The following is a 20,329-nucleotide window of genomic DNA, read 5'->3' on the forward strand; positions in this document are numbered from 1 at the left end:
ATCTCAAGCCTTTTATTTCTGAAATAAATAATAAATAAAGGTTAAAATTGAATTATTATCAGTTTTGACGTGAAAATTTGAATTGTGTATAATTTTGATTTTCGCTACATTTGCTACTATTCAAAATAATGTTCATGCAAAGCGAAACACAAACTGAAAATTCTATTTCATTTGATGAATTCAAGTCTCAGGTACTTGAAGATTACAAAATTGCTGTCACCAGCAGAGAGTGTAGTCTTTTAGGTAGACGGGAAGTACTTACCGGGAAGGCGAAGTTCGGAATATTTGGAGATGGAAAGGAAGTGCCACAACTGGCGATGGCCAAAGCTTTCAAAAATGGAGATTTTAGATCGGGTTATTATCGCGATCAAACTTTTATGATGGCAATAGGCGCTCTTACTCCTGAACAGTTATTTGCTGGTTTATATGCAGATACGAATCTGGAAAATGAACCAATGTCTGCCGGTAGACAGATGGGTGGACATTTTATGACGCATAGCCTAGATGCGAATGGAGAATGGAAAAATTTGATGGAACAGAAGAATTCCAGTTCAGATATTTCTCCTACTGCCGGGCAAATGCCAAGACTACTTGGTCTTGCTCAGGCCTCCAAGATCTACAGAAATGTCGATGGGATTTCTGCAGAGAAATTTACAGATAATGGAAACGAAGTAGCATGGGGAACCATTGGAAATGCCAGTACAAGTGAAGGTCATTTCTGGGAAACCATTAACGCAGCCGGTGTTTTACAGGTACCAATGGTGATGAGTGTCTGGGATGATGAGTATGGAATTTCTGTACACGCCAGGCATCAAACAACTAAAGAAAATATATCTGAAATTCTTAAAGGGTTTCAGCGTGATGAAGAACATGATGGTTATGAGATCATTGTGGTAGAAGGCTGGAATTACCCAGCTTTAGTAGATGCCTATGAAAAAGCATCCTCCATTGCACGCGCAGAGCATTGCCCGGTTCTAATTCATGTTCAGCAATTAACACAGCCTCAGGGTCACTCAACTTCAGGATCTCATGAGAGATATAAATCTGAAGACCGATTGAACTGGGAGAAGGAACATGATTGTAACGTGAAATTCCGGGAATGGATCATAGAAAATAATTTTTCCAATGCTGAAGATCTTGAGGTCATGGAGAAAGAGATCAAAAAACAGGTAAGAGCTGCTAAAAGCAACGCCTGGAACAATTATTTAAAACCAACTTTAGCTAGAAAGAAGCAAGTTGTAGAACTTCTTGGTAAGGTTGCTGGTAATAGTTCTAACGGGAATTTTATTAACTCTCTTAAAGAGAATATTGCCAATGACAGAGAGCCTTTAAAGAAAGATCTAATTTCTGCTGCAAGACAAACTTTAAGATATACAATCGGTGAATCTTCAGCTGAAAAAGATGAATTACTTAACTGGTTAAGTGAATTTGGAGAAGAGAATAAAGGAGAATACAGTTCGCATCTTTATATCAATGAAGATACGCTAACAGAGGTTTTACCTGAATATAATGAAGAAGCAGAGGAAGTTGATGCCCGGATTATACTAAGAGATAATTTCGATCAGATCTTTGAAAATCACGCAAATGCTTTGATCTTCGGTGAAGATGCAGGTGAAATTGGAGATGTAAACCAGGGCCTTGAAGGACTTCAGAATAAATACGGAAAATTCAGAGTTTCTGATGCCGGGATTAGAGAAGCTACCATTCTTGGACAGGGAATTGGAATGGCAATGAGAGGACTACGCCCAATCGCTGAAATCCAGTATCTAGATTATGTAATGTACTGTCTTCAAGGGATGAGTGATGACCTTGCAACACTGCACTATAGAACCAAAGGAATGCAAAAGGCGCCTTTAATTGTTAGAACAAGAGGGCATCGTCTCGAAGGTATCTGGCATAGTGGTTCGCAAATGGCCGGTATTCTTAACCTTGTAAGAGGAATGTACGTTCTTGTTCCTAGAAACATGACGAAAGCAGCTGGTTTCTACAATCATCTTTTGGAATTAGATACTCCAGCGTTAGTTATCGAGTGTCTTAATGGATATAGGCTTAAAGAAAAGCTACCTACGAACCTAAAGGATATCAAAACGCCTATTGGGGTAACTGAAACTTTGAAAGAAGGTACAGATATCACTCTTGTTTCCTACGGTTCTACATTGCGAATTGTAGAAGAGGTAGCCAAGGAACTGTCTCAGGTTGACATTGATGCCGAAGTGATAGATGTTCAGTCTTTATTACCTTTTGATATTAACCATGACATCGTAAAAAGTGTTCAAAAGACTAACCGACTATTGGTCATCGACGAAGATGTTCCTGGAGGAGCTTCAGCCTATATATTGCAGAAAGTTCTTGATGAACAAAATGCATATAGATACCTGGACAGTAAACCGCAAACCTTAACAGCTAAAGAACACAGGCCTGCTTACGGTACAGACGGTGATTATTTTTCCAAACCATCTGCGGAAGATATCTTCGAAAAAGTGTATGCGATCATGCACGAAACCAATCCTAATAAATATCCGAAACTACGCTAGTAAAATCTATATGTTCATATATAAGCCGCGATTCATTCGCGGCTTTTTAGTTCTTATTAACCATGGTTTAAGGCTTGCTTTCGAGAGACTTAATTTCGAGATCGTAGCTTTATGGCTATTCAAACAAAACGGTTACGAGTAAGGAAATTGAAGAGGTGATCAAATATCACGAACCAGCAGGAAAATATTTAGATTTTAACGGTATCAACACATTCGCTCTGGACCAAGGAAGCGGTGAAGTGGTATTTTGTGTTCATGGAGTGCCTACTTCCTCTTTTTTATATAGGAAAGTTATAGATTCACTAGCTGAAAAAGGTCGTCGTGGTGTCTCTGTTGATCTTCCCGGACTAGGTTTAACCAACAGACCGGAGGATTTTAATTATGAATTCAATAATTTCGCCGACTTCCTTACAGACTGCCTAAAGAAATTAAAGATTGAAAAATTTCATTTAGTTGTTCATGACATTGGTGGTCCGGTTGGGTTTGCGCTAGCTGCTAAAAATCTTGAAAAAGTTCGATCAATTACTATACTGAATACCGTGATAGATATTCAGAATTTCAAGAAACCGTTGGCGATGCGACCATTCGAGAAAAAAGTGCTGGGTGAAGCTGAGTTAATTTCCAATACACACGCTACCTAGCCTATTATGTTTTCTTAAATGGGAGTAAACAATTCTTTCTGTTCTTCTTCTGCGGAAATTAAAGCCTACGTTGATCTACTAAAGAGAGAAGATGATGGTAAAGCTTTTCTGAAGCTCATGAGAGATTTCAACCAAACTGAAGAATTTCAGAATTCAGTACAGAGCGCTTTAAAAAATGTAGACTATCCAATTCAGGCAGTATGGGGCGAGGATGATCCGGCTCTAACCTACGATCATTTTAGTAAAGAACTGGAGGAATTAACCGATACCCAGGAAACTCATTTGCTCTCATCAAAACATTTTCTGCAGGAAGAGGTTCATGAGAAAATTGCAGCAAAAATTGATGACTTAATTAAAGAACGAATTGAATTCCAGAAATGTCAAAACTAAAAAAAGCCGTGTATTTCTATATGGCTTTTCTATGTGCTTCGTTTATTTATTCTATTGATTTTCCCTGCTATAGTACATTCTAGGTCCATCACAATCTTCCACAGAATTTTTGAGAACATTTTCGTCATCTTGAATCACATAAAGATATTCTTCCTACTTAAACAACTTGAATAGATCTCAATATCCTCTGGTGTTGGCTCTCCTTCATACTGCAGTGTATAAGCCGGGGTATCATAGTACAATTTAGTTACATTAAAAGTTCCTTCTACCTTTATCGTATCATTCTGCCTAATCCTAATCTTTTCAACTGTTTTATCTTCCCTGAAAGTATAAGTATCCTGGAAATCCATTTCATCTCCTTCCTTTGTACACTCTCCGGTATTGCTGCAGCTCATTTTAAATTATTTCCAAACCTGAGGAAGTTCTACTTCAATTTCGGTATGTGCATTATCGCCGCTATCAGCATCACTTTCGGTTTCGGTGTCAGATACTTCTTCAATATCTTCTTCGACTACTTCCGGTTTCTCCTTTAGAACTTCCTGATCAAGAATTCCCGGATCCGAATCTTCGGAACACGCATAAATCAGGAATACTGACATCATTATAAGCAGCTTTTTCATCTTGATGTTTTAAGTCTGCTTCGAAAAATATAATTTTATTGGAGACCGTGAAGCTATAACCAGGTAAAGTCAGTCAGCTTAAAACCAACAAAACAATCATCTGCACAATCTTTATTTACATAACCACAGGTATTGATAACTCCTTCGGAAGTAGTATTAAAATATATAAGGTTGGAATCTGTATCTACAGTCAAATATTCGGCAAAACAAAGGCTGTACAATTCATCTATGGTCAGAATATCTGCTCCACTCTCATGAGTTCCAAGATCAGAACCATTCTCCAGGTATTCTTCGACAATTTCAGTTTCGGCTGGATTCTCTTCCTGGGGCTGGGTAGACATAAAATCTCTACTTACAACCTCCCCATCTTCAACCTTTATTGTAGTTGAAGTAGCAAAGCCTGTCCAGGATACTGTCTCTATTGTATACTCATAGCTATCATTGTTAGTGCTTTTCAAGGAAAGCCATAACTCTTTGCTTTCCGAAGAATTAATACCACTTTCACCAACAAATTCATTTTCATTTCCAGACTTATCGTCACTACTACATGAACTAAAGCTTACAAATATTAGAGATAGAAATAAGAATTTATGGAGTAATTTAAATGAACGCATGATTATTTGAATATTAGTTCTAATGTATAGATGTGAATATCTTGAAATGGTTGCGTGAATACTCTATGGAATCCATTTCTTTTCGAAATTTGGTTTTCTTTTCTCTAAGAATGCATCCCTACCTTCCTTAGCTTCATCTGTCATATAAGCCAGCCTGGTGACCTCACCGGCAAATACCTGCTGCCCTACCATCCCATCATCGGTAAGATTCATGGCGAATTTCAGCATTTTGATGGAAGTCGGTGATTTTTCTAAAATTTCCTGTGCCCATTCAAATGCAGTAGTTTCCAATTCTTCGTGTGGTATCACTGCATTCACCATACCCATCTCATAAGCTTCCTGAGCAGAATAGTTTCTTCCTAAAAAGAAGATCTCTCTGGCTTTCTTCTGTCCCACCATCTTTGCAAGGTAAGCAGAGCCATATCCAGCATCAAAACTGGTGACGTCTGCATCGGTCTGTTTAAAGATCGCATGTTCTTTAGAAGCAAGCGTAAGATCGCAGACCACATGCAAACTGTGACCACCACCTACTGCCCAACCGGGAACCACACAGATCACTGCCTTTGGCATAAATCTAATGAGCCGTTGTACTTCAAGAATATTCAGCCTGTGATATCCATCTTCACCAACATAACCCTGGTGGCCTCTAGCCTTTTGGTCTCCTCCACTGCAAAAAGCCCATTTTCCATCTTTTGTAGAAGGTCCTTCAGCAGAAAGTAGTACCACACCAATCGAAGTATCTTCATGTGCATCCTGGAAAGCATGCAGAAGCTCTGAAGTTGTTTTTGGTCTGAAGGCATTTCTAACATCAGGTCGGTTAAATGCAATTCTCGCAACTCCGTCTGCCTTCTTATAAGTTATATCATCATATTCACGTACTGTTTTCCAGTTTATCGTAGCCATACAAATAGTTTTTCAGTAAAAATAAAGTTTTAAGTTCACTTCAGAAAGTAGATAAAAAAACCTGTTCCGTGGAACAGGTTTAGATCATACTTAAAAGATGATTATTGCATATATTTTGCCATCATAGGTTGCAATTCCATTCCCCATTCCTGCCCTATCTCCATAGCTTTCTTAGTAATATCTGGAGTAAGCTCAACCATCTTCTCTCCTACCGGTGTAGCATAGAATGCAAGAATCTCATCCAATTCTTCTTCTGTAAACTTCTCGGTATAGATCACTGCCATTTTCTTATACAATTCCTTAGTGCTGGCAGAAAGTTCTTTCTTAAATTCTTCTCTTTTGTCTTCAGCAACCATTTTCACGATTGGCTCGGTCATAATATCAAATTGCTGACCGGAAGTAAGCTCAATTAACTTGATCGCTTTTGTTTCTTCTGAAGTCATTTGCTCCTGCGCCAGGGAGGTAAAACCTAAAAATGCAACTCCAATACTTAATATTAATTTTTTCATATTTGTGTTCGATTTTATAATTTGGAAGTGAAAATAATCGTTTTTACAAAACTGTTTCAAAAAATTCTATAAGAATTGGAATATTTTTAATGTTTTTGCACCATTTTTGATATTCTTCAGAAAAAAACTGATCATGAGAATTCTTTACATCCTACTTTTTTTGCTGGCAGGTTTTACTACATCTGCCCAGGAATTCGGGTATTGGGATCGGGAGGACTTCGAAATTGGCAATCGAGGAATCCAAAATGACTGGAAAGACTTCAGTTTTAACTGGCAGCAACCTTCAGAATTTAATATTTCAGATGGTTCTTTTATGCATCTTCGGAATGATATTCAGAAAGACCAGATCGATATGCTGGCGATCATAGACAAAGCAAATAGAAATAAGATCACTCGAGAAATTGACCTTGGATCTCCGCTTCCGCAGAGAACCAGAGAAAAGAAAATTTTTGAAGTAACAGGGAATATTCAAACTAGAGATAGAAATGATTCTTTTAGCAACCCTTTCTACAATCCATTCCTGAACAATTACAATAGGCGTAATTATGGAGTGAGAAGATATAATACTCCATATCGATATATCTATTGATCCTGGTCTTGCTCTTTTAAAGTAATTCCGTCTTCATTCAAATCGATTTGCCTGTTCTTGTAAAGGCTTCCAATCGCTTTTTTAAAGCTCTTCTTGCTCATTTGCAATCTGGATTTGATATCTGCAGGATCAGACTTATCTGTTAGATCAATAAATCCACCGGAAGTCTCGAGTTTATCAAGAATTTTCTGAGCATTTGGCTCGATACTTCGATATCCCGGCCTTTGCAACATAATATCGATCTTATTATCTGTTCTTATTTTCTTGATAAAACCTCTTAGAGAATCACCAATTCGCAATTTTTTAAAGACTTCATCATGATAGATCAAACCTAAGTGCAACTGGTTAATGATCACATTAAAACCAAGGTCGGTTTCGTTACTCACGATTAGATCCACCTCATCAAATGGTTCCACGGTAAGTTCAGAATTATCAAGAAATGCATGAACTTTAGAAGATGCAGTAAGTCGTTCTGTTTCGAGATCCAGGTAACAGAATACAAGATAGCGCTCTCCTTTTTGCATCGGGATGACCTGCTCCTTAAACGGCACGAATAAATGCTTTTCAAGGCCCCAATCTAAAAATGCCCCAAATTTGCTAACCTCAACACAGGTAAGATTCGCAAACTGATCTAATTTGATCTTTGGCTCCAGAGTGGTTGCGACTGGTCTTTCTGAATGGTCCAGATAAACAAAAACTTTGATCTTGTCATAGACCATCCAGGTTTCGGGAACGTATTTATTAGGTAACAGCACCTCATCGCCGGCATCGTTCTCAAGATACACACCGTGATCGCTTTCTCTAATAATACTTAACTCATGGTATTCTCCTAACCTGATCATAGTCTAAAAATTTAGCATACAAAGATACTGTTAATCAGCAATAAAAAAATCCGTTTACGTGATAATCACATAAACGGATCTTTATATATGTTTACAGCAACTTATTTATACATGCTTTCTTTACCAAAATGCTTGGTAAGAAGGTAATAAATTACAACTCTGTATTTTCTACGATTGGACTTGCCATATTTCTCCATTACCTGGTTGATCGCTTCGTCTGCTTCCGCTTCATCGGTCACCCCAAGTTTTTTCATCACAAAATTTTTCTTAACCGTTTCAACTTCAGATTTACTTGAAGCAGCAACAGTTTCGGCATCAGCATTATAAATGCTTGGCCCCATGGACTTCGCCAGTTTACGTAGAAGATCCACATCAGGATTATCCTCCCCTACTTTGGTCTTAAGGTCATCGATATACTGACCTACTTTTTCATCAAGTTTACTCATGATCTAAATTTTAAGTTTTAGCTCAGGTAAGTTAATAAAAAAGTAAAAAAGAAGCCTATGACAGCCGACTAAGATTTCATAAAACTAAAATATTCCAGCAATACCTTGTCGTTCATTTTACGCGGAGTAAAAATTTCCAGCAATTTGGGTTTTTCAAAAGCATCAAAAAATGTATTCAGTTCATGCTCTATTTCCTGTTCATTGGCAGCTTTTGAATAGTTAAATCCATACAGCTCACAAACAGGTTTCGCCTGCAATTCATGAGTAGTTTCGAAATAAGTATCAAAATTCTCTGAATCTTTATTTCCCGGTAATATTCTGAAAATACCTCCACCACTATTATTCAGTAAAATTATGCGGTAATTGGAAGGTATATGATCATTCCACAATGCATTGCTGTCATAGAAGAAGCTTAGATCTCCTGTAATGAATAAAACAGGTTTATCTGAAGCTACCGCTGCTCCAACTGAAGTTGAAGTACTACCATCGATCCCACTGGTTCCTCGATTACAAAAAGTGTTCAGACTTCGATCCCATTCAAACAATTGTGCATACCTGATGGTAGAACTATTCGCGAAATGCACGATACTGTGATCTGGTACCTCTGGTACGATCAATTGCATCGCTTTAAGATCTGAATATGGGATCTCAGACATATACTCTTCATGACGGTGCTGCCTGTTCTTTTTTATATCCTTCCAGAAATTTCCATAATCGCTGACTATTGTCTTAGTGAGTGGCATGAATGAGCGAAAAAAACCATTTACATCTGTTTCAAAATGTTTGTTCAAACAAAAGAAGGTGTTATAAGCCTTTTTAGAATCTACATGCCAGTGATGTTTAGGATTGTAATTTCTCAGAAAGTTTTTGATCTTTTTCGATACGATCATTCCGCCGAAAGTGAGCAGAATATCAGGTTGCAATTTTTTAAATAATTCCTCTTTATTTTCTTCCTTTTCGATAGGTCCTACCAACGTATCGATCCTGGTAAAGAAATCTGGATGATGAATATTCGATGTGGTTTCAGTAAAAACAATCACGCTGGGATCTTTCGCCAGCATATCTAAGAATTGTTGTTCTATCAGATTTGGCTGGGCCACCCCGACGATCACCATCTTACGTTTGGCGCTATTCCACTCCTGCACATAGCTGTTCAATTGCGCTTCAGTATAGTGTTTCTCATTCACCTCGGGAAGGATCTGCAATGGATCTACTTCTATATGTTCTACCGTATCATAAAGTGGCTCGTAGAAAGGCACATTAATATGTACAGGCCCCTTTTCTTCTATCGCCTTATTCAAAGCGAGGTTGATTTCCCGTTCGTTATGTTTACGTGCTTCAAATTGTTTCTGCTGAAGCTTGGCGTCTTCAGATTGATGTTCCAATACCAGTTCAGAATAGAGATTGGCAGAGTACAGGATATGATTTTCGAAAACGTTCTTCTGCCTGATGGTTTGCCCATCGCCAATATCAATACGTTCTATGGGACGATCTGCGGAAATAACCACCAATGGAATATCACTATAAAATGCTTCGGCGATCGCCGGATAATAATTTAGCAGTGCTGAACCTGAAGTACATACCAGTGCCACAGGAGTCCTTTTTTGTTGAGCAATTCCCAGCGCAAAAAAAGCTGCACAGCGTTCATCTACAATACTATAAGCTGTAATATCATCATGATGCGTGAAGCCTATTGTTAAGGGCGCATTTCTCGAACCTGGTGAAATTACCACATGCTTTATATTCTTGGCAACACACAGAGCTACCACAGATCTCGCTACCGGAATTTTTGAATATTTCATAGACTCCCAAAATTAGTATTTACGTCTAAGCTGGAAAGAGTTTTTGAAGCTTATTTAACAAGAACCCTACGCATGGTGACAGATTTATTTACCGTCTCATACCATTCTTCTCCGGCATTGGAATCTTTGGTGATGCCGCCACCCACAAAAATTTTTGCGATATCCTGTTCCAGTTTCATGCAGCGAAGATTTACATACAAATTAGAAACTCTGGAAATCGAAGCAAATTGCTGATTTTCCTGATTGCGCCGATTCGAATTTCTCTTCACCTCCTTGCTGAGTTGAACTTCACCCAGATATCCACTATAATATTCTCTGTCCATTTCTTCATTCTGAAGTATAAACTGAAGTGCCTCAGCCTTCGGGATGCCACAGATCGCCGGTGTAGGATGAAGTGCCGTCACGATTCTGGAAAGTGCAGAACTGGAATCAAAAGATCCTTGAATGTCGGTTCTTATATGCAACAGGTTCCCTGCTCTTACATTATAAGGCTCACCGATCTTCAGTTCTTTTACTTCTGAAATCTTTTGCAATTCTTTATCGATATAACTGGTTACAATTGCCTGCTCCTCTATTTCTTTTTGACGCCAGGTAATTTCCGAACCTTCTTCGTAAACCTGAGTTCCGGCAAGAGCCATCGTTTTAAATCTGTTACGTTCAGAATGTAATAGAGTTTCCGGAGTAGCGCCCATCCAGGTGCCGGTTTCGGGATGATACCAGAAATAGACGAACGCATCCTCATACCTGTCGAGTAATCTTCTAAAAATGGGAATGGGATCGGGATCGTGGAACTTCACCTTTTCAGCCCTCGCCAGTACGATCTTATCAATACTGCTAGTTTTGATCTGGTCGATACCAGACTGCACTAATTTCTCATGCTTTATCTGGTCCTGAGAATTCCTTGCTGGCATGGGTTGTTCCGGCTGTGGGGGAACTGGCTGACTTACTGGTCGGTTTTCGTAATTACAATTAAAAACTTCAGCTTCAGCAATAGGAATAAGCAGGGATCGATTCAAAGAATCAAAAGCGGCAAATACAAATCCCGGCGTGTCCAGATCTTCACCGCTATAGGTTTCCGCAGAGGTTTGACAGATTAGCTTTACACTTTTTTCCCCAGGTTTCCGATAAACAACAAATGGAAATTCTTTATCAGCCTGAGTTCTTATACTGGCAAATAATTCTTCTTCTGTGATCATTTGGTTTCTTTTGGAAGAGCAATGGTCGTTAACTTCACCAGGGAGATCAGGCGATCTTCCTCATCTGTGATCTTTATTTCAAATAATTGCGTAGTTCGACCTTTATGAATAAAAGTCGCTTTGGCGTAAACCCATCCTTCTTTTACACTTCTTAGATGATTTGCAGCAATCTCAATGCCCCGAATAAAAAAGTTATCGGTATCCAGAAAAACATAACTGGCCATACTTCCAACACTTTCTGCCAGGGCTACCGTCGCACCTCCATGTAAAACTCCGTCAGGTTGATGAACTCTTGAATTCACCGGCATTTTAGCGATCAGGTAATCTTCTCCAATTTCAGAAAACTCTATTTCAAGGGTTTCCATAAGTGTGTTCTTACAGACCTTTTTTGAAAGTTGCAGTACTTCTTCCTTCGTCATCTTTTAAAAGATTGGTTTATTTGTAAAAATACAAAACCTGCGACAACCATGAGTAAGGAGAAAAGTCTTTCTTATACCATTCACAACACCTATTCAACCTTGAATGAACATTCTGAAAAAACCAGAACTGTATGGTTGGTCCTCCACGGAATTGGATATTTAAGCAGGTATTTTATAAGGCATTTTAATCATCTGGATGCTCAAAATTATATCATTGCTCCACAGGCTCAATCGAAATATTATCTCAATGGAGAATACAAGCATATGGGTGCCTCCTGGATTACCCGGGAGAATCTTGATGCTGAGATCGAAAACGTGCTGAAATATCTAGATGCTGTTTTTGACGCTGAAGATCTATCTAATGTTCATAAACTGAATATTCTCGGTTATTCACAAGGTGTATCTGTTGCTACCAGGTTCGTAGCCAGACGTAAAATCAAATGCGCAAATCTTATCATGCACTCCGGAAAAGTACCGCAGGAACTTAACAAGACAGATTTTGATTTTCTGAAAGAAACCAATTTTCATTTTATCTACGGAACACAGGATGAATACCTCAAAAAAGGAATTATAGAAGTTGAAGAATCAAGATTGAAGGAAATATTCGGAGAAAAGATCAATATTCATGCTTTTGAAGGTGGACACGAACTAAACCAGGAAATAATCACTAAAATTGCTAAAACCAGCTAATGCCGAAAAGTAGATCCATTTTAAGATCCCTGGGTCCGGGCTTCCTGCTTGCCGGAGCAGCGATCGGAGTTTCGCATTTGGTGCAGGCGACCAGAGCCGGTGCAGATTACGGATTCTTACTCATCTGGATCTTACTGCTCGCGTGCATTACAAAATACCCATTTCTCGAATTTGGACCCAGGTACGCGGCTTCCACAGGTGAACATCTCATTCAGGGTTATAAGCGTCTAGGTAAATTGCCTTATGCGTTGTTTATTTTTATTACGGTGGGTAGCATGTTCATTATTCAGGCTGCAGTTACGATCGTAACCGCCGGTCTAGCCGAACAACTTTTTGGAATGGCGTTGGGAACTTTTAGCTGGAGTCTCATTATTTCTGCTATTTGTATCGCTCTACTACTTATTGGAAGATATCCGGCGCTGGACAAATCCATGAAATTCATCGTTAGCTTACTTGGTTTGGCTACTTTGATCGCGGTGGTGTTGGCGTTTGGTGACGGGAGGCTTGATCGTTCGCTATCTATTTCATCACCAGATATCTGGAATACCGCAAGTATAGCTTTTATCATTGCTTTTATGGGATGGATGCCAATTCCGTTAGATGCTGCCGTATGGCATTCGATCTGGACCAGGGAAAAATCGGTATCCACAGGGAAAATAAGTATCAGGGAAGCATTTGCAGATTTTAATGTAGGTTACCTGGCTGCTGCAATTATTGGTCTGTTATTTTTTCTAATGGGAGCACTTATTATGTTTGGTTCCAATACAGAATTTTCCGGGAACGGTGTGGAGTTTTCGGGACAGTTGGTAGCGCTTTACGGAGCCACTTTAGGACCCTGGAGTGAAACACTGGTAGCCATCGCTGCCCTAATCGCAATGTTCTCCACTACCCTTGCGGTTACAGATGCATTTCCCCGGGTACTTTCTGAAGTTTATATGATCGAAAAACCTGATGCAACAACCTCTGAAAAATGGAATTCTTACCGACTGGCAATTTTTATCATTCCAGCTGTTGCCCTGGTAATCCTTTCCTATTTTAGTATGACATTTACGGTGCTTATAGATTTCGCTACAGCCTTATCTTTTCTATCAGCTCCCTTGCTCGCATGGTTTAATTATAAACTCGTAACCAGCAAGGTTATGAGAAAAGAAGACCAGCCTGGTAAGCAGTACCGATTTTTTAGTTTATGCTGCCTTGTGGTGCTGGTTCTCTTCAATTTCGTATATATCTATACTATGCTAAATTGAAAGGTCCTTTTTGTGACCAGTTACCTTAGTATCCGTTAGCGTTTTTAAGTATGCTACCAGAGCAGCCTGTTCGACTTCATTTAGTTCCAGGTTATCAAAGGGCAAGGTTTGATGTGGCAGATCAAATCCTAATCCAGCTCCACCTCCTTTATTATAAAAGTCAATTATCTGCTGCAGATTCGTATAAACTCCGTTGTGCATGTATGGAGCAGTTAAAGCTATATTTCGTACTCCTGGGGTTTTGAACATTCCCTTATGCTCTTCAACTCTGTAGCTCCAATAGAAGCCGGTATCATCGTCCAGTTTATTATTTGCGGCTGTTGCTGGAACACCTATGATCTCCTTTTCGGTTTCAGTATAAAATGGTGGAACGGTTCCGTTTGTCAGAGGCAGGAAATGACAGGTCGCACACAGGGCTTTGCCGGCAAATAAATTAAATCCGCGTTTTTCCTGCTCTGTAAAGGTGTTTTCCTTGCCAGAAATATTTCTATCAAATTTACTATTCATTCCATTAAGCGTGGAAATATATGCAGACAAGGCTTTAATAAGTTCTGTATTGCCATGTGGAATACCACCAAAAGTCTCCTTTATCACTATCTGGTAGGTGGAATCCTGTAAAATCTCCTCGGAAAATTCATGCACTCCGGTATCAAATTCTTTTTTATTAGTAAATACTGAAGAGATTTGTTCCATCAAACCTTCAGATCTGCCATCCCAGAAGAATCCTCGCTGATAGACCGTATTAATTAGAGTTGGTGTATTTCTACTAAGTTCCAATCCCTGATTGTCTTTACTGAAAGTTAGGCCATCTGCATAGGCCTGTTCTGGAAGATGGCAGGTCGCGCAGGCCATACGTCCATTTTTCGAAAGCTTTTTCTCGAAAAATAATTTCTCGCCAAGTGCTATTTTCTTACCAATATTCTTCTTATTTACATTCTGCATAAAATATTCAGGCTTAAAAGAATCCTCTTCAAAAAATGTTGGAGCATTGAAATTGAAGGGTTGATTGGCTGTACCTTCCCAAAGTCCTGAAGTATTTCTAATTTGCAGCCATAAACTCGTGATATCGTTCAAATACTCTCTGGTAAACTCGTAACGATCGAAGGTCTCAAAATCTGTATTTTCTTCAAGATAATTAGCTGAACTTAATAGCTTTTGCCGAAATCTTTTATCTAAATCTATATCCTTTTGCTGTATCATTTTTTGAAGTGTATGAACATACACCTCATTCAAGGCTTTTAATGAGACCGCTGCTTCCTCTATCCCCAGATGACTAACAGGAGTATCAAATCCAGTGATCGAATGACTAAGTATCCTGAGTAACTGTTGCTGCGTTGCAATGAAAAAGCGTTCTGTGGTTAGTTCCCGTTTATCTAAATTCTTCTGAAGGTTCCCCATCAATCCCAGGGTTACTTTTAGTTCTTCCTGAAATTCCTGTTCGGTGATTTCTCGTTCATAAATACTCTCCTCTATCTTTTGCAATCCAACCGCCGGCATAAACCGGGAATTGTCCTCAAGAAAGACTGGAAGTGCAGGCCCGTTTACACGGTGTCCCACTGCAGGATTTAAATAAGCCGCAAAGGGTTCTGCTTTTTTCCATTCCTGCCTGGCTTTCTTAAAAAGCTTTTTGTTAGAAGGGTCATCAAGACCATTACGTTTAATTTCAGACAAATGCTGAATACTGTTATTTAACGAATTCTGATAGAAGTTGTGCGCCTGAGTCCAGCCCTGATTATTTTCAGAATAAATAGCGAGGTATTCCGACTCTTGCTTACAGGAAAACTGGGCAATTAGAATGATTGCCAGAAGTGTTTTTTTAAACATATTTCTATAAATAAGAACAGGTCTCCGTACGAACGAAGACCTGTAGAAACTAAAATTGGAATTATCTAGGTAATCCTCTTAGTAAAACTATTTGTGATGCCTGGTCATCTTCACGATCGGCATTGGTATGACCGTCTAAATTCATAAAATCACTGCTTTCCCAATAGTGCGGTTGTACAGCAAGAAGAAAAGTTCCCGGTTCTCCAATTTTGTCTGAAACATCTATCAATGAACCAAATTCTCCACTAAAACCTGTAGAATTATCTGGATCCAGGTCCTGTCTTACAATAAGTTCAAGCACATGCTGAATATTTTGTCCATTTAAATCTGATTGATAGATATATGCGGAATGTCCTCTACTAAAGCTGTTGGGATCTTCCTGGATATAAACAAAATTTTCAGTTACACAGATATTATCAGGACTTTGCAGAGCTCCTAAATTCCCGTCCATGTTATTGGTATCTGTGTTTCCACTAACGATCTGAGTTAATTTACCTGAAAGCGGAGAGTTTTCGTCTAACTCAAGTTTATACACAGTACCCCAGTCATTATAAGTACCTCTGCCTGGACCTCTACCGGTAACCGCGAAATATACATTCCTAGCATTAGAAGAGACTCCTTTCTGGTAATCCACGTCTTCAACTCTCATGAATTGAGTAGCAAGCACATTGGAACTGGCTGTTTCCATTTCATCCTTGGTAAGATCCTTACCATTCTCGATCTCAACAAATTCTACTTCGTAGGTTGATTGAAGATCAAAACTTGACTCATTATAAACAACATCAGATTCTACAGCTTTTTTTCCATCCATTCCATCTGAAACTTCTTTCGTACGAAGCACATATATCTTCCCGTTTTCCAGATCATCATCGGCATTTTCAGAATAATAGAGCACCACCTGTCCTTCAGAACCAGATGAATCATCATCGCCTCCAATGATCACTGTCTTTCCAGAGTACGCATCCTTAGGAAGTGGAACAGCGTTCTCCCAGGAAAATTCACCGAGGGCATCAAGACCAAAATCTGCCTGAGGTGTTGGATTCTCAACCCATGGGTCTATCCCTTTTACATCGTAGTTAATACTTTCTGAAGCTGAAAGGAAAAGATCTTTTGAACCTCCATGAATGCTGGCTTCCCACATAGTGGCAGAACATTGTCGTGCATAATCTGAAACACCAGAGTTTAATAAATAGTCTCCGCTTACTGGGTTCAGGTATTGGTCAAACCGGATTCTCGCTACTGCATAACTATCTTCACAGTTTACCACGTACATATAACCGTCACCGTCTTTTAAAAATCCTGCTCCATCAGCAGAACCTGCCAGTTGGAAATCATCTCCTACCACATCTGGTGTGCTTAATAGAGAATAAGCCTGAACGAAACTGAATTGCGAGGACATGGTAACTAGCGGATCAACCGCACTTTTATTTTCGAATATTTCGGGAGCGGGTGTGAAATCCTCTCCATCCTGGCCATCTTCTCCATTTATTCCATCAACACCATTCTGGCCATCGATTCCATTTGTACCATCCACACCGTCTTCAGCTTCACAACCGATGATTGCCGATGATAAAGCGACTAGTAAAAATAGCCGACCCATTAAATTTGTAATTCTGTTCATTTTAAAAATAATTTAAGTTTTTTAGTTGTGTTAAAAATACAGTTTGAAGTCAGCCAGTATGTTAAGCCACTGTAGTACTTAAATTAATTTAAAATCACGTTTAGGTTAATGAGTTAAGTTTTTTTTAATTCGAGAAAAATTGATATTGCGGAAACCTATTTAATGTTAAAAACCATTAAGAGATTAGTGCAAATTGTACTAAAAATATTATTGATGCGGTCCAGTTTGTAAATGCATAGTACCTTGGGCCCGACCAGGCCATAAACAAAAAAACCCCGCATTCCTGCGAGGTTTTTCTATAATATATAGTTGCGAATTACTTCACTTCTTCAAAATCTACATCTTCAACATCATCTGCACCCTGAGAGGCTCCACCATCTGCTGATCCACCTTCAGCGCCTGTAGCACCTTGCTGTGGTCCGCCTGGCTGACCGCCCTGAGCTTCTGCCTGAGCTTTGTACATTTCTTCTGATGCAGTCTTCCATGCCTCATTCAATTTGTCTAAAGCTGGAGAAATTTGCTCAATCTCCTTGGTTTCGTAAGCTTTTTTCAATTCTTCTAAAGCTTCTTCCACTGGCTTCTTCTTATCTTCAGAGATCTTATCTCCAAATTCCTTTAGTTGCTTTTCAGTCTGGAAGATCATGCTGTCTGCTTCGTTAAGCTTATCAACTTTTTCTTTAGCCTGCTTATCGCTTTCAGCGTTTGCTTCAGCTTCTTTCTTCATTTTCTCGATTTCCTCTTCAGTCAATCCTGAAGAAGCCTCGATACGAATATCCTGAGATTTTCCAGTAGCTTTATCTGTAGCACTTACTTTAATGATACCATTAGCATCAATATCGAAAGTTACTTCAATCTGCGGAGTTCCTCTTTGCGCTGGTGGAATACCATCTAAGTGAAATCTTCCAATTGTCTTGTTATCTGCCGCCATTGGACGCTCTCCCTGAAGTACGTGGATCTCAACTGAAGGCTGATTATCTGCCGCCGTAGAGAAAGTTTGTGACTTCTTAGTCGGGATCGTAGTATTCGACTCGATAAGTTTCGTGTTCACTCCTCCCATGGTTTCGATACCTAGAGAAAGTGGAGTTACATCAAGTAGCAATACATCTTTTACATCTCCTGTAAGTACACCACCCTGGATAGCAGCACCAATTGCCACAACCTCATCTGGGTTTACACCTTTAGAAGGTTTTTTTCCGAAGAAAGCTTCAACTTCTTCCTGAATCTTAGGAATACGAGTTGATCCACCAACAAGAATTACCTCATCAATATCGCTTTTGGAAAGACCTGCATCGCTAAGTGCCTTTTTCACCGGCTCCATAGATCTTGTAACAAGTTCAGAAGCTAATTGCTCAAACTTAGATCTTGTAATAGTTTCTACAAGGTGTTTTGGTCCACTAGAAGTTGCAGTTACGTATGGAAGGTTGATTTCTGTTTGAGTAGAAGATGATAATTCGATCTTCGCTTTCTCAGCAGCTTCCTTCAAACGTTGAAGTGCCATTGGATCTTTTCTTAAATCGATATCTTCCGCTTTCTGGAAATTATCAGCCAGGTAATCGATCAATACTTCATCAAAGTCATCACCACCAAGGTGAGTATCACCATTTGTAGAAAGTACTTCAAATACTCCGTCACCTAGTTCAAGAATAGAAATATCGAAGGTACCACCACCAAGGTCATACACAGCAATTTTCTGATCCTGAGATTTTTTATCCAATCCGTAAGCCAATGCTGCTGCAGTAGGCTCGTTGATAATTCTTCTTACTTTTAAACCTGCGATCTCACCAGCTTCTTTTGTTGCGTGACGCTGAGAGTCATTAAAATATGCAGGAACTGTAATTACCGCTTCAGTAACATCCTGTCCAAGATAATCTTCAGCAGTTTTCTTCATTTTCTGAAGTACCATTGCAGATAATTCCTGCGGAGTATAAAGACGACCATCGATATCCACACGTGGAGTATCATTATCACCTTTAGTTACCTTATAAGGTACTCTCCCAGCTTCTCTTTCAGATTCTGAGAATTTGTTCCCCATAAATCTTTTAATAGAAGCAACTGTTTTAGTTGGGTTAGTCACCGCCTGACGCTTTGCAGGGTCACCTACTTTTATTTCTCCACCTTCTACAAATGCGATTACAGATGGTGTTGTTCTTTTTCCTTCAGCATTAGGTATCACTGTTGGCTCACTACCTTCCATTACGGCAACGCAGGAGTTAGTGGTACCCAAGTCAATTCCAATTATTTTACTCATAACTATATAACTTGTTTTATGTTAGTTTATCAATTTTACACTCACTTGAAGTCAATCATTATGCCAGCGCTTTTCTTATGACAGACTGTCATTTTTAAAATTTATCCCTGTCACTAGTGACTTATTCTCTCTTGATTTCTTCGGAATATAATTTTCGTGATTATATATGGGCAGCATTATCAAATCCTTACTTTTGTGCTCAAATAATATTATCTGAATGCGAAAAATCGAATGCATTAGTGTTTTTGATATGCTGAAGGTGGGCGTTGGTCCATCCAGTTCTCATACTCTTGGACCATGGCGCGCAGCTCAACGCTGGATCGCTGAATTAAAGTCTAAAGAAAGGTTCGACCAGGTGGAAAAGATTCATGTAGATCTTTATGGATCTTTAAGTCTCACCGGGAAAGGTCACGCAACAGATATTGCTACGGTTCTGGGATTACTGGGACATGACCCTGTGACTATGGATATTGAGATCCTTGATTCCGAAATTAGCAATGTTCGTGAAACCGGCAGATTATTATTAAATGGAGAACGAGAAATAGAATTCTCTATTGCTGAAAATATAAAATTCAATAGAAAGTTTCTCGAATTTCATCCTAACGGAATGACTTTTCGTGCATGTCTATTCAATGCCAAGAAAACTTCCTCTTCGTTCTATTCCATTGGTGGCGGATTCGTAGTTAAAAAAGAACGGAAGAACGCCAGTAAGAAAATGAAGAATTTTCAGAATTTCCCTTTCTCCATTGAAAAGGCGACTGAATTACTGGCATTCTGTAAAAAGGAAAATAAAACAATTTCAGAAATTGTGCTTGAAAATGAACGTTCTCTACGTACAGATGAAGAGATCGACGCGAACTTCAAACAGATCTGGAATGTAATGCTGGAGTCCATGTATATTGGATGTCATACTGAAGGTACACTTCCCGGTGGTCTTAACGTTAAACGACGCGCTTTTGAAATGCATCAGCGTTTAATTGGTGATACTTCCTATACTGATGTAGAGGACTGGATTCCCGCCATTCGACAAACCGAAGTGAAATTCCGACAGATCCTTAAATGGGTTACCTGCTTTGCTTTAAGTGTAAATGAAGTTAATGCATCCCTGGGAAGAGTCGTAACTGCACCCACTAACGGAAGTGCGGGAACTGTGCCAGCTGTTTTAATGTATTACCTATGTATTGAAAATCACGA

Annotated in this window: 20 protein-coding genes; 7 read left to right on the top strand and 13 right to left on the bottom strand. The window is 39.2% G+C overall.

Annotation, left to right across the window (positions count from 1 at the left end):
* Positions 1-134 precede the first annotated feature (134 nt).
* From ACNKXS_RS07590 to ACNKXS_RS07600, 3 genes are all read left to right on the top strand, one after another.
* A complete protein-coding gene (locus ACNKXS_RS07590; RefSeq protein WP_417920354.1) occupies positions 135-2,534 on the top strand; it encodes an alpha-ketoacid dehydrogenase subunit alpha/beta in 2,400 nt (799 codons plus the stop codon).
* 155 nt (positions 2,535-2,689) lie between these two features.
* A complete protein-coding gene (locus tag ACNKXS_RS07595; protein ID WP_417920355.1) occupies positions 2,690-3,175 on the top strand; it encodes an alpha/beta fold hydrolase in 486 nt (161 codons plus the stop codon).
* Positions 3,176-3,193: 18 nt separating this feature from the next.
* On the top strand, positions 3,194-3,565 hold the full coding sequence (locus ACNKXS_RS07600) for an alpha/beta fold hydrolase (protein WP_417920356.1): 372 nt from the start codon (positions 3,194-3,196) through the stop codon (positions 3,563-3,565).
* Between the two features lie 134 nt (positions 3,566-3,699).
* Here the strand turns inward: ACNKXS_RS07600 and ACNKXS_RS07605 are convergent, their stop codons facing one another.
* The 5 genes from ACNKXS_RS07605 to ACNKXS_RS07625 form a co-directional block, all read right to left on the bottom strand.
* The gene (locus ACNKXS_RS07605) at positions 3,700-3,960 is read right to left on the bottom strand and encodes a hypothetical protein (protein ID WP_417920357.1); all 261 of its coding nucleotides are present in this window, start codon (positions 3,958-3,960) and stop codon (positions 3,700-3,702) included.
* A gap of 6 nt (positions 3,961-3,966) precedes the next feature.
* Positions 3,967-4,185, bottom strand: coding sequence for a hypothetical protein (locus ACNKXS_RS07610; protein WP_417920358.1), 219 nt, complete (start codon positions 4,183-4,185; stop codon positions 3,967-3,969).
* Between the two features lie 53 nt (positions 4,186-4,238).
* Positions 4,239-4,799 (bottom strand): hypothetical protein, encoded by a 561-nt coding sequence (locus ACNKXS_RS07615; protein WP_417920359.1) that lies wholly within the window; start codon positions 4,797-4,799, stop codon positions 4,239-4,241.
* Between the two features lie 63 nt (positions 4,800-4,862).
* Positions 4,863-5,702 (bottom strand): 1,4-dihydroxy-2-naphthoyl-CoA synthase, encoded by an 840-nt coding sequence (locus ACNKXS_RS07620; RefSeq protein WP_299153841.1) that lies wholly within the window; start codon positions 5,700-5,702, stop codon positions 4,863-4,865.
* Positions 5,703-5,803: 101 nt separating this feature from the next.
* Entirely contained in the window at positions 5,804-6,211 is a 408-nt protein-coding gene (locus tag ACNKXS_RS07625; protein ID WP_417920360.1) for a DUF2059 domain-containing protein, read from the bottom strand.
* Between the two features lie 133 nt (positions 6,212-6,344).
* Here ACNKXS_RS07625 and ACNKXS_RS07630 point away from each other — a divergent pair, with 133 nt between their 5' ends.
* Positions 6,345-6,800, top strand: a complete 456-nt coding sequence (locus ACNKXS_RS07630) for a hypothetical protein (RefSeq protein ID WP_417920361.1) — start codon at positions 6,345-6,347, stop codon at positions 6,798-6,800.
* Here the strand turns inward: ACNKXS_RS07630 and ACNKXS_RS07635 are convergent.
* The 5 genes from ACNKXS_RS07635 to ACNKXS_RS07655 all read right to left on the bottom strand — a co-directional run bounded on the left by ACNKXS_RS07635 (position 6,794) and on the right by ACNKXS_RS07655 (position 11,505).
* Positions 6,794-7,642 carry a CvfB family protein gene (locus ACNKXS_RS07635; protein WP_417920362.1) on the bottom strand — a complete coding sequence of 283 codons (849 nt, stop codon included), beginning with the start codon at positions 7,640-7,642 and terminating at the stop codon, positions 6,794-6,796. The genes ACNKXS_RS07630 and ACNKXS_RS07635 overlap by 7 nt on opposite strands.
* 101 nt (positions 7,643-7,743) lie before the next feature.
* Positions 7,744-8,088 (bottom strand): DUF2853 family protein, encoded by a 345-nt coding sequence (locus ACNKXS_RS07640; RefSeq protein ID WP_417920363.1) that lies wholly within the window; start codon positions 8,086-8,088, stop codon positions 7,744-7,746.
* 68 nt (positions 8,089-8,156) lie between these two features.
* Positions 8,157-9,890, bottom strand: a complete 1,734-nt coding sequence (menD, locus tag ACNKXS_RS07645; RefSeq protein ID WP_417920364.1) for a 2-succinyl-5-enolpyruvyl-6-hydroxy-3-cyclohexene-1-carboxylic-acid synthase — start codon at positions 9,888-9,890, stop codon at positions 8,157-8,159.
* A 50-nt stretch (positions 9,891-9,940) separates the two neighbouring features.
* The gene (locus tag ACNKXS_RS07650) at positions 9,941-11,086 is read right to left on the bottom strand and encodes a chorismate-binding protein (RefSeq protein ID WP_417920365.1); all 1,146 of its coding nucleotides are present in this window, start codon (positions 11,084-11,086) and stop codon (positions 9,941-9,943) included.
* A complete protein-coding gene (locus ACNKXS_RS07655; protein WP_141877339.1) occupies positions 11,083-11,505 on the bottom strand; it encodes a PaaI family thioesterase in 423 nt (140 codons plus the stop codon). The genes ACNKXS_RS07650 and ACNKXS_RS07655 overlap by 4 nt, the downstream gene beginning before the upstream one ends.
* A 48-nt stretch (positions 11,506-11,553) precedes the next feature.
* Here ACNKXS_RS07655 and ACNKXS_RS07660 point away from each other — a divergent pair, with 48 nt between their 5' ends.
* Positions 11,554-12,195 (top strand): alpha/beta hydrolase, encoded by a 642-nt coding sequence (locus ACNKXS_RS07660; protein WP_417920366.1) that lies wholly within the window; start codon positions 11,554-11,556, stop codon positions 12,193-12,195.
* Positions 12,195-13,442 (top strand): Nramp family divalent metal transporter, encoded by a 1,248-nt coding sequence (locus ACNKXS_RS07665; protein WP_417920367.1) that lies wholly within the window; start codon positions 12,195-12,197, stop codon positions 13,440-13,442. The genes ACNKXS_RS07660 and ACNKXS_RS07665 overlap by 1 nt, the downstream gene beginning before the upstream one ends.
* Here ACNKXS_RS07665 and ACNKXS_RS07670 read toward each other — a convergent pair.
* The 3 genes from ACNKXS_RS07670 to dnaK form a co-directional block, all read right to left on the bottom strand.
* Positions 13,434-15,266, bottom strand: coding sequence for a cytochrome-c peroxidase (locus tag ACNKXS_RS07670; protein ID WP_417920368.1), 1,833 nt, complete (start codon positions 15,264-15,266; stop codon positions 13,434-13,436). The genes ACNKXS_RS07665 and ACNKXS_RS07670 overlap by 9 nt on opposite strands.
* 61 nt (positions 15,267-15,327) lie before the next feature.
* Positions 15,328-16,887 (bottom strand): PhoX family protein, encoded by a 1,560-nt coding sequence (locus ACNKXS_RS07675; RefSeq protein ID WP_417920369.1) that lies wholly within the window; start codon positions 16,885-16,887, stop codon positions 15,328-15,330.
* A gap of 316 nt (positions 16,888-17,203) precedes the next feature.
* Positions 17,204-19,135 carry a molecular chaperone DnaK gene (gene dnaK, locus ACNKXS_RS07680; RefSeq protein ID WP_417920370.1) on the bottom strand — a complete coding sequence of 644 codons (1,932 nt, stop codon included), beginning with the start codon at positions 19,133-19,135 and terminating at the stop codon, positions 17,204-17,206.
* A gap of 217 nt (positions 19,136-19,352) precedes the next feature.
* Here dnaK and ACNKXS_RS07685 point away from each other — a divergent pair.
* The coding region (locus ACNKXS_RS07685) for a serine dehydratase beta chain (RefSeq protein WP_417920371.1) at positions 19,353-20,329 on the top strand (977 nt) is incomplete at its 3' end.

The organism is Christiangramia marina, from assembly GCF_048285865.1.
GTDB lineage: Bacteria > Bacteroidota > Bacteroidia > Flavobacteriales > Flavobacteriaceae > Christiangramia > Christiangramia marina.

Excerpts from the sequence above, each read along its gene's own strand:
- ACNKXS_RS07655 (WP_141877339.1), bottom strand. The coding sequence starts at position 11,505 with ATGACGAAGGAAGAAGTACTGCAACTTTCAAAAAAGGTCTGTAAGAAC.
- ACNKXS_RS07640 (WP_417920363.1), bottom strand. The coding sequence starts at position 8,088 with ATGAGTAAACTTGATGAAAAAGTAGGTCAGTATATCGATGACCTTAAG.
- ACNKXS_RS07625 (WP_417920360.1), bottom strand. The coding sequence starts at position 6,211 with ATGAAAAAATTAATATTAAGTATTGGAGTTGCATTTTTAGGTTTTACC.
- ACNKXS_RS07670 (WP_417920368.1), bottom strand. The coding sequence starts at position 15,266 with ATGTTTAAAAAAACACTTCTGGCAATCATTCTAATTGCCCAGTTTTCC.
- ACNKXS_RS07620 (WP_299153841.1), bottom strand. The coding sequence starts at position 5,702 with ATGGCTACGATAAACTGGAAAACAGTACGTGAATATGATGATATAACT.
- dnaK (WP_417920370.1), bottom strand. The coding sequence starts at position 19,135 with ATGAGTAAAATAATTGGAATTGACTTGGGTACCACTAACTCCTGCGTT.
- ACNKXS_RS07660 (WP_417920366.1), top strand. The coding sequence starts at position 11,554 with ATGAGTAAGGAGAAAAGTCTTTCTTATACCATTCACAACACCTATTCA.
- ACNKXS_RS07665 (WP_417920367.1), top strand. The coding sequence starts at position 12,195 with ATGCCGAAAAGTAGATCCATTTTAAGATCCCTGGGTCCGGGCTTCCTG.
- ACNKXS_RS07675 (WP_417920369.1), bottom strand. The coding sequence starts at position 16,887 with ATGAACAGAATTACAAATTTAATGGGTCGGCTATTTTTACTAGTCGCT.
- ACNKXS_RS07615 (WP_417920359.1), bottom strand. The coding sequence starts at position 4,799 with ATGCGTTCATTTAAATTACTCCATAAATTCTTATTTCTATCTCTAATA.
- ACNKXS_RS07600 (WP_417920356.1), top strand. The coding sequence starts at position 3,194 with ATGGGAGTAAACAATTCTTTCTGTTCTTCTTCTGCGGAAATTAAAGCC.
- ACNKXS_RS07650 (WP_417920365.1), bottom strand. The coding sequence starts at position 11,086 with ATGATCACAGAAGAAGAATTATTTGCCAGTATAAGAACTCAGGCTGAT.
- ACNKXS_RS07630 (WP_417920361.1), top strand. The coding sequence starts at position 6,345 with ATGAGAATTCTTTACATCCTACTTTTTTTGCTGGCAGGTTTTACTACA.
- menD (WP_417920364.1), bottom strand. The coding sequence starts at position 9,890 with ATGAAATATTCAAAAATTCCGGTAGCGAGATCTGTGGTAGCTCTGTGT.
- ACNKXS_RS07610 (WP_417920358.1), bottom strand. The coding sequence starts at position 4,185 with ATGAAAAAGCTGCTTATAATGATGTCAGTATTCCTGATTTATGCGTGT.
- ACNKXS_RS07635 (WP_417920362.1), bottom strand. The coding sequence starts at position 7,642 with ATGATCAGGTTAGGAGAATACCATGAGTTAAGTATTATTAGAGAAAGC.
- ACNKXS_RS07590 (WP_417920354.1), top strand. The coding sequence starts at position 135 with ATGCAAAGCGAAACACAAACTGAAAATTCTATTTCATTTGATGAATTC.
- ACNKXS_RS07605 (WP_417920357.1), bottom strand. The coding sequence starts at position 3,960 with ATGAGCTGCAGCAATACCGGAGAGTGTACAAAGGAAGGAGATGAAATG.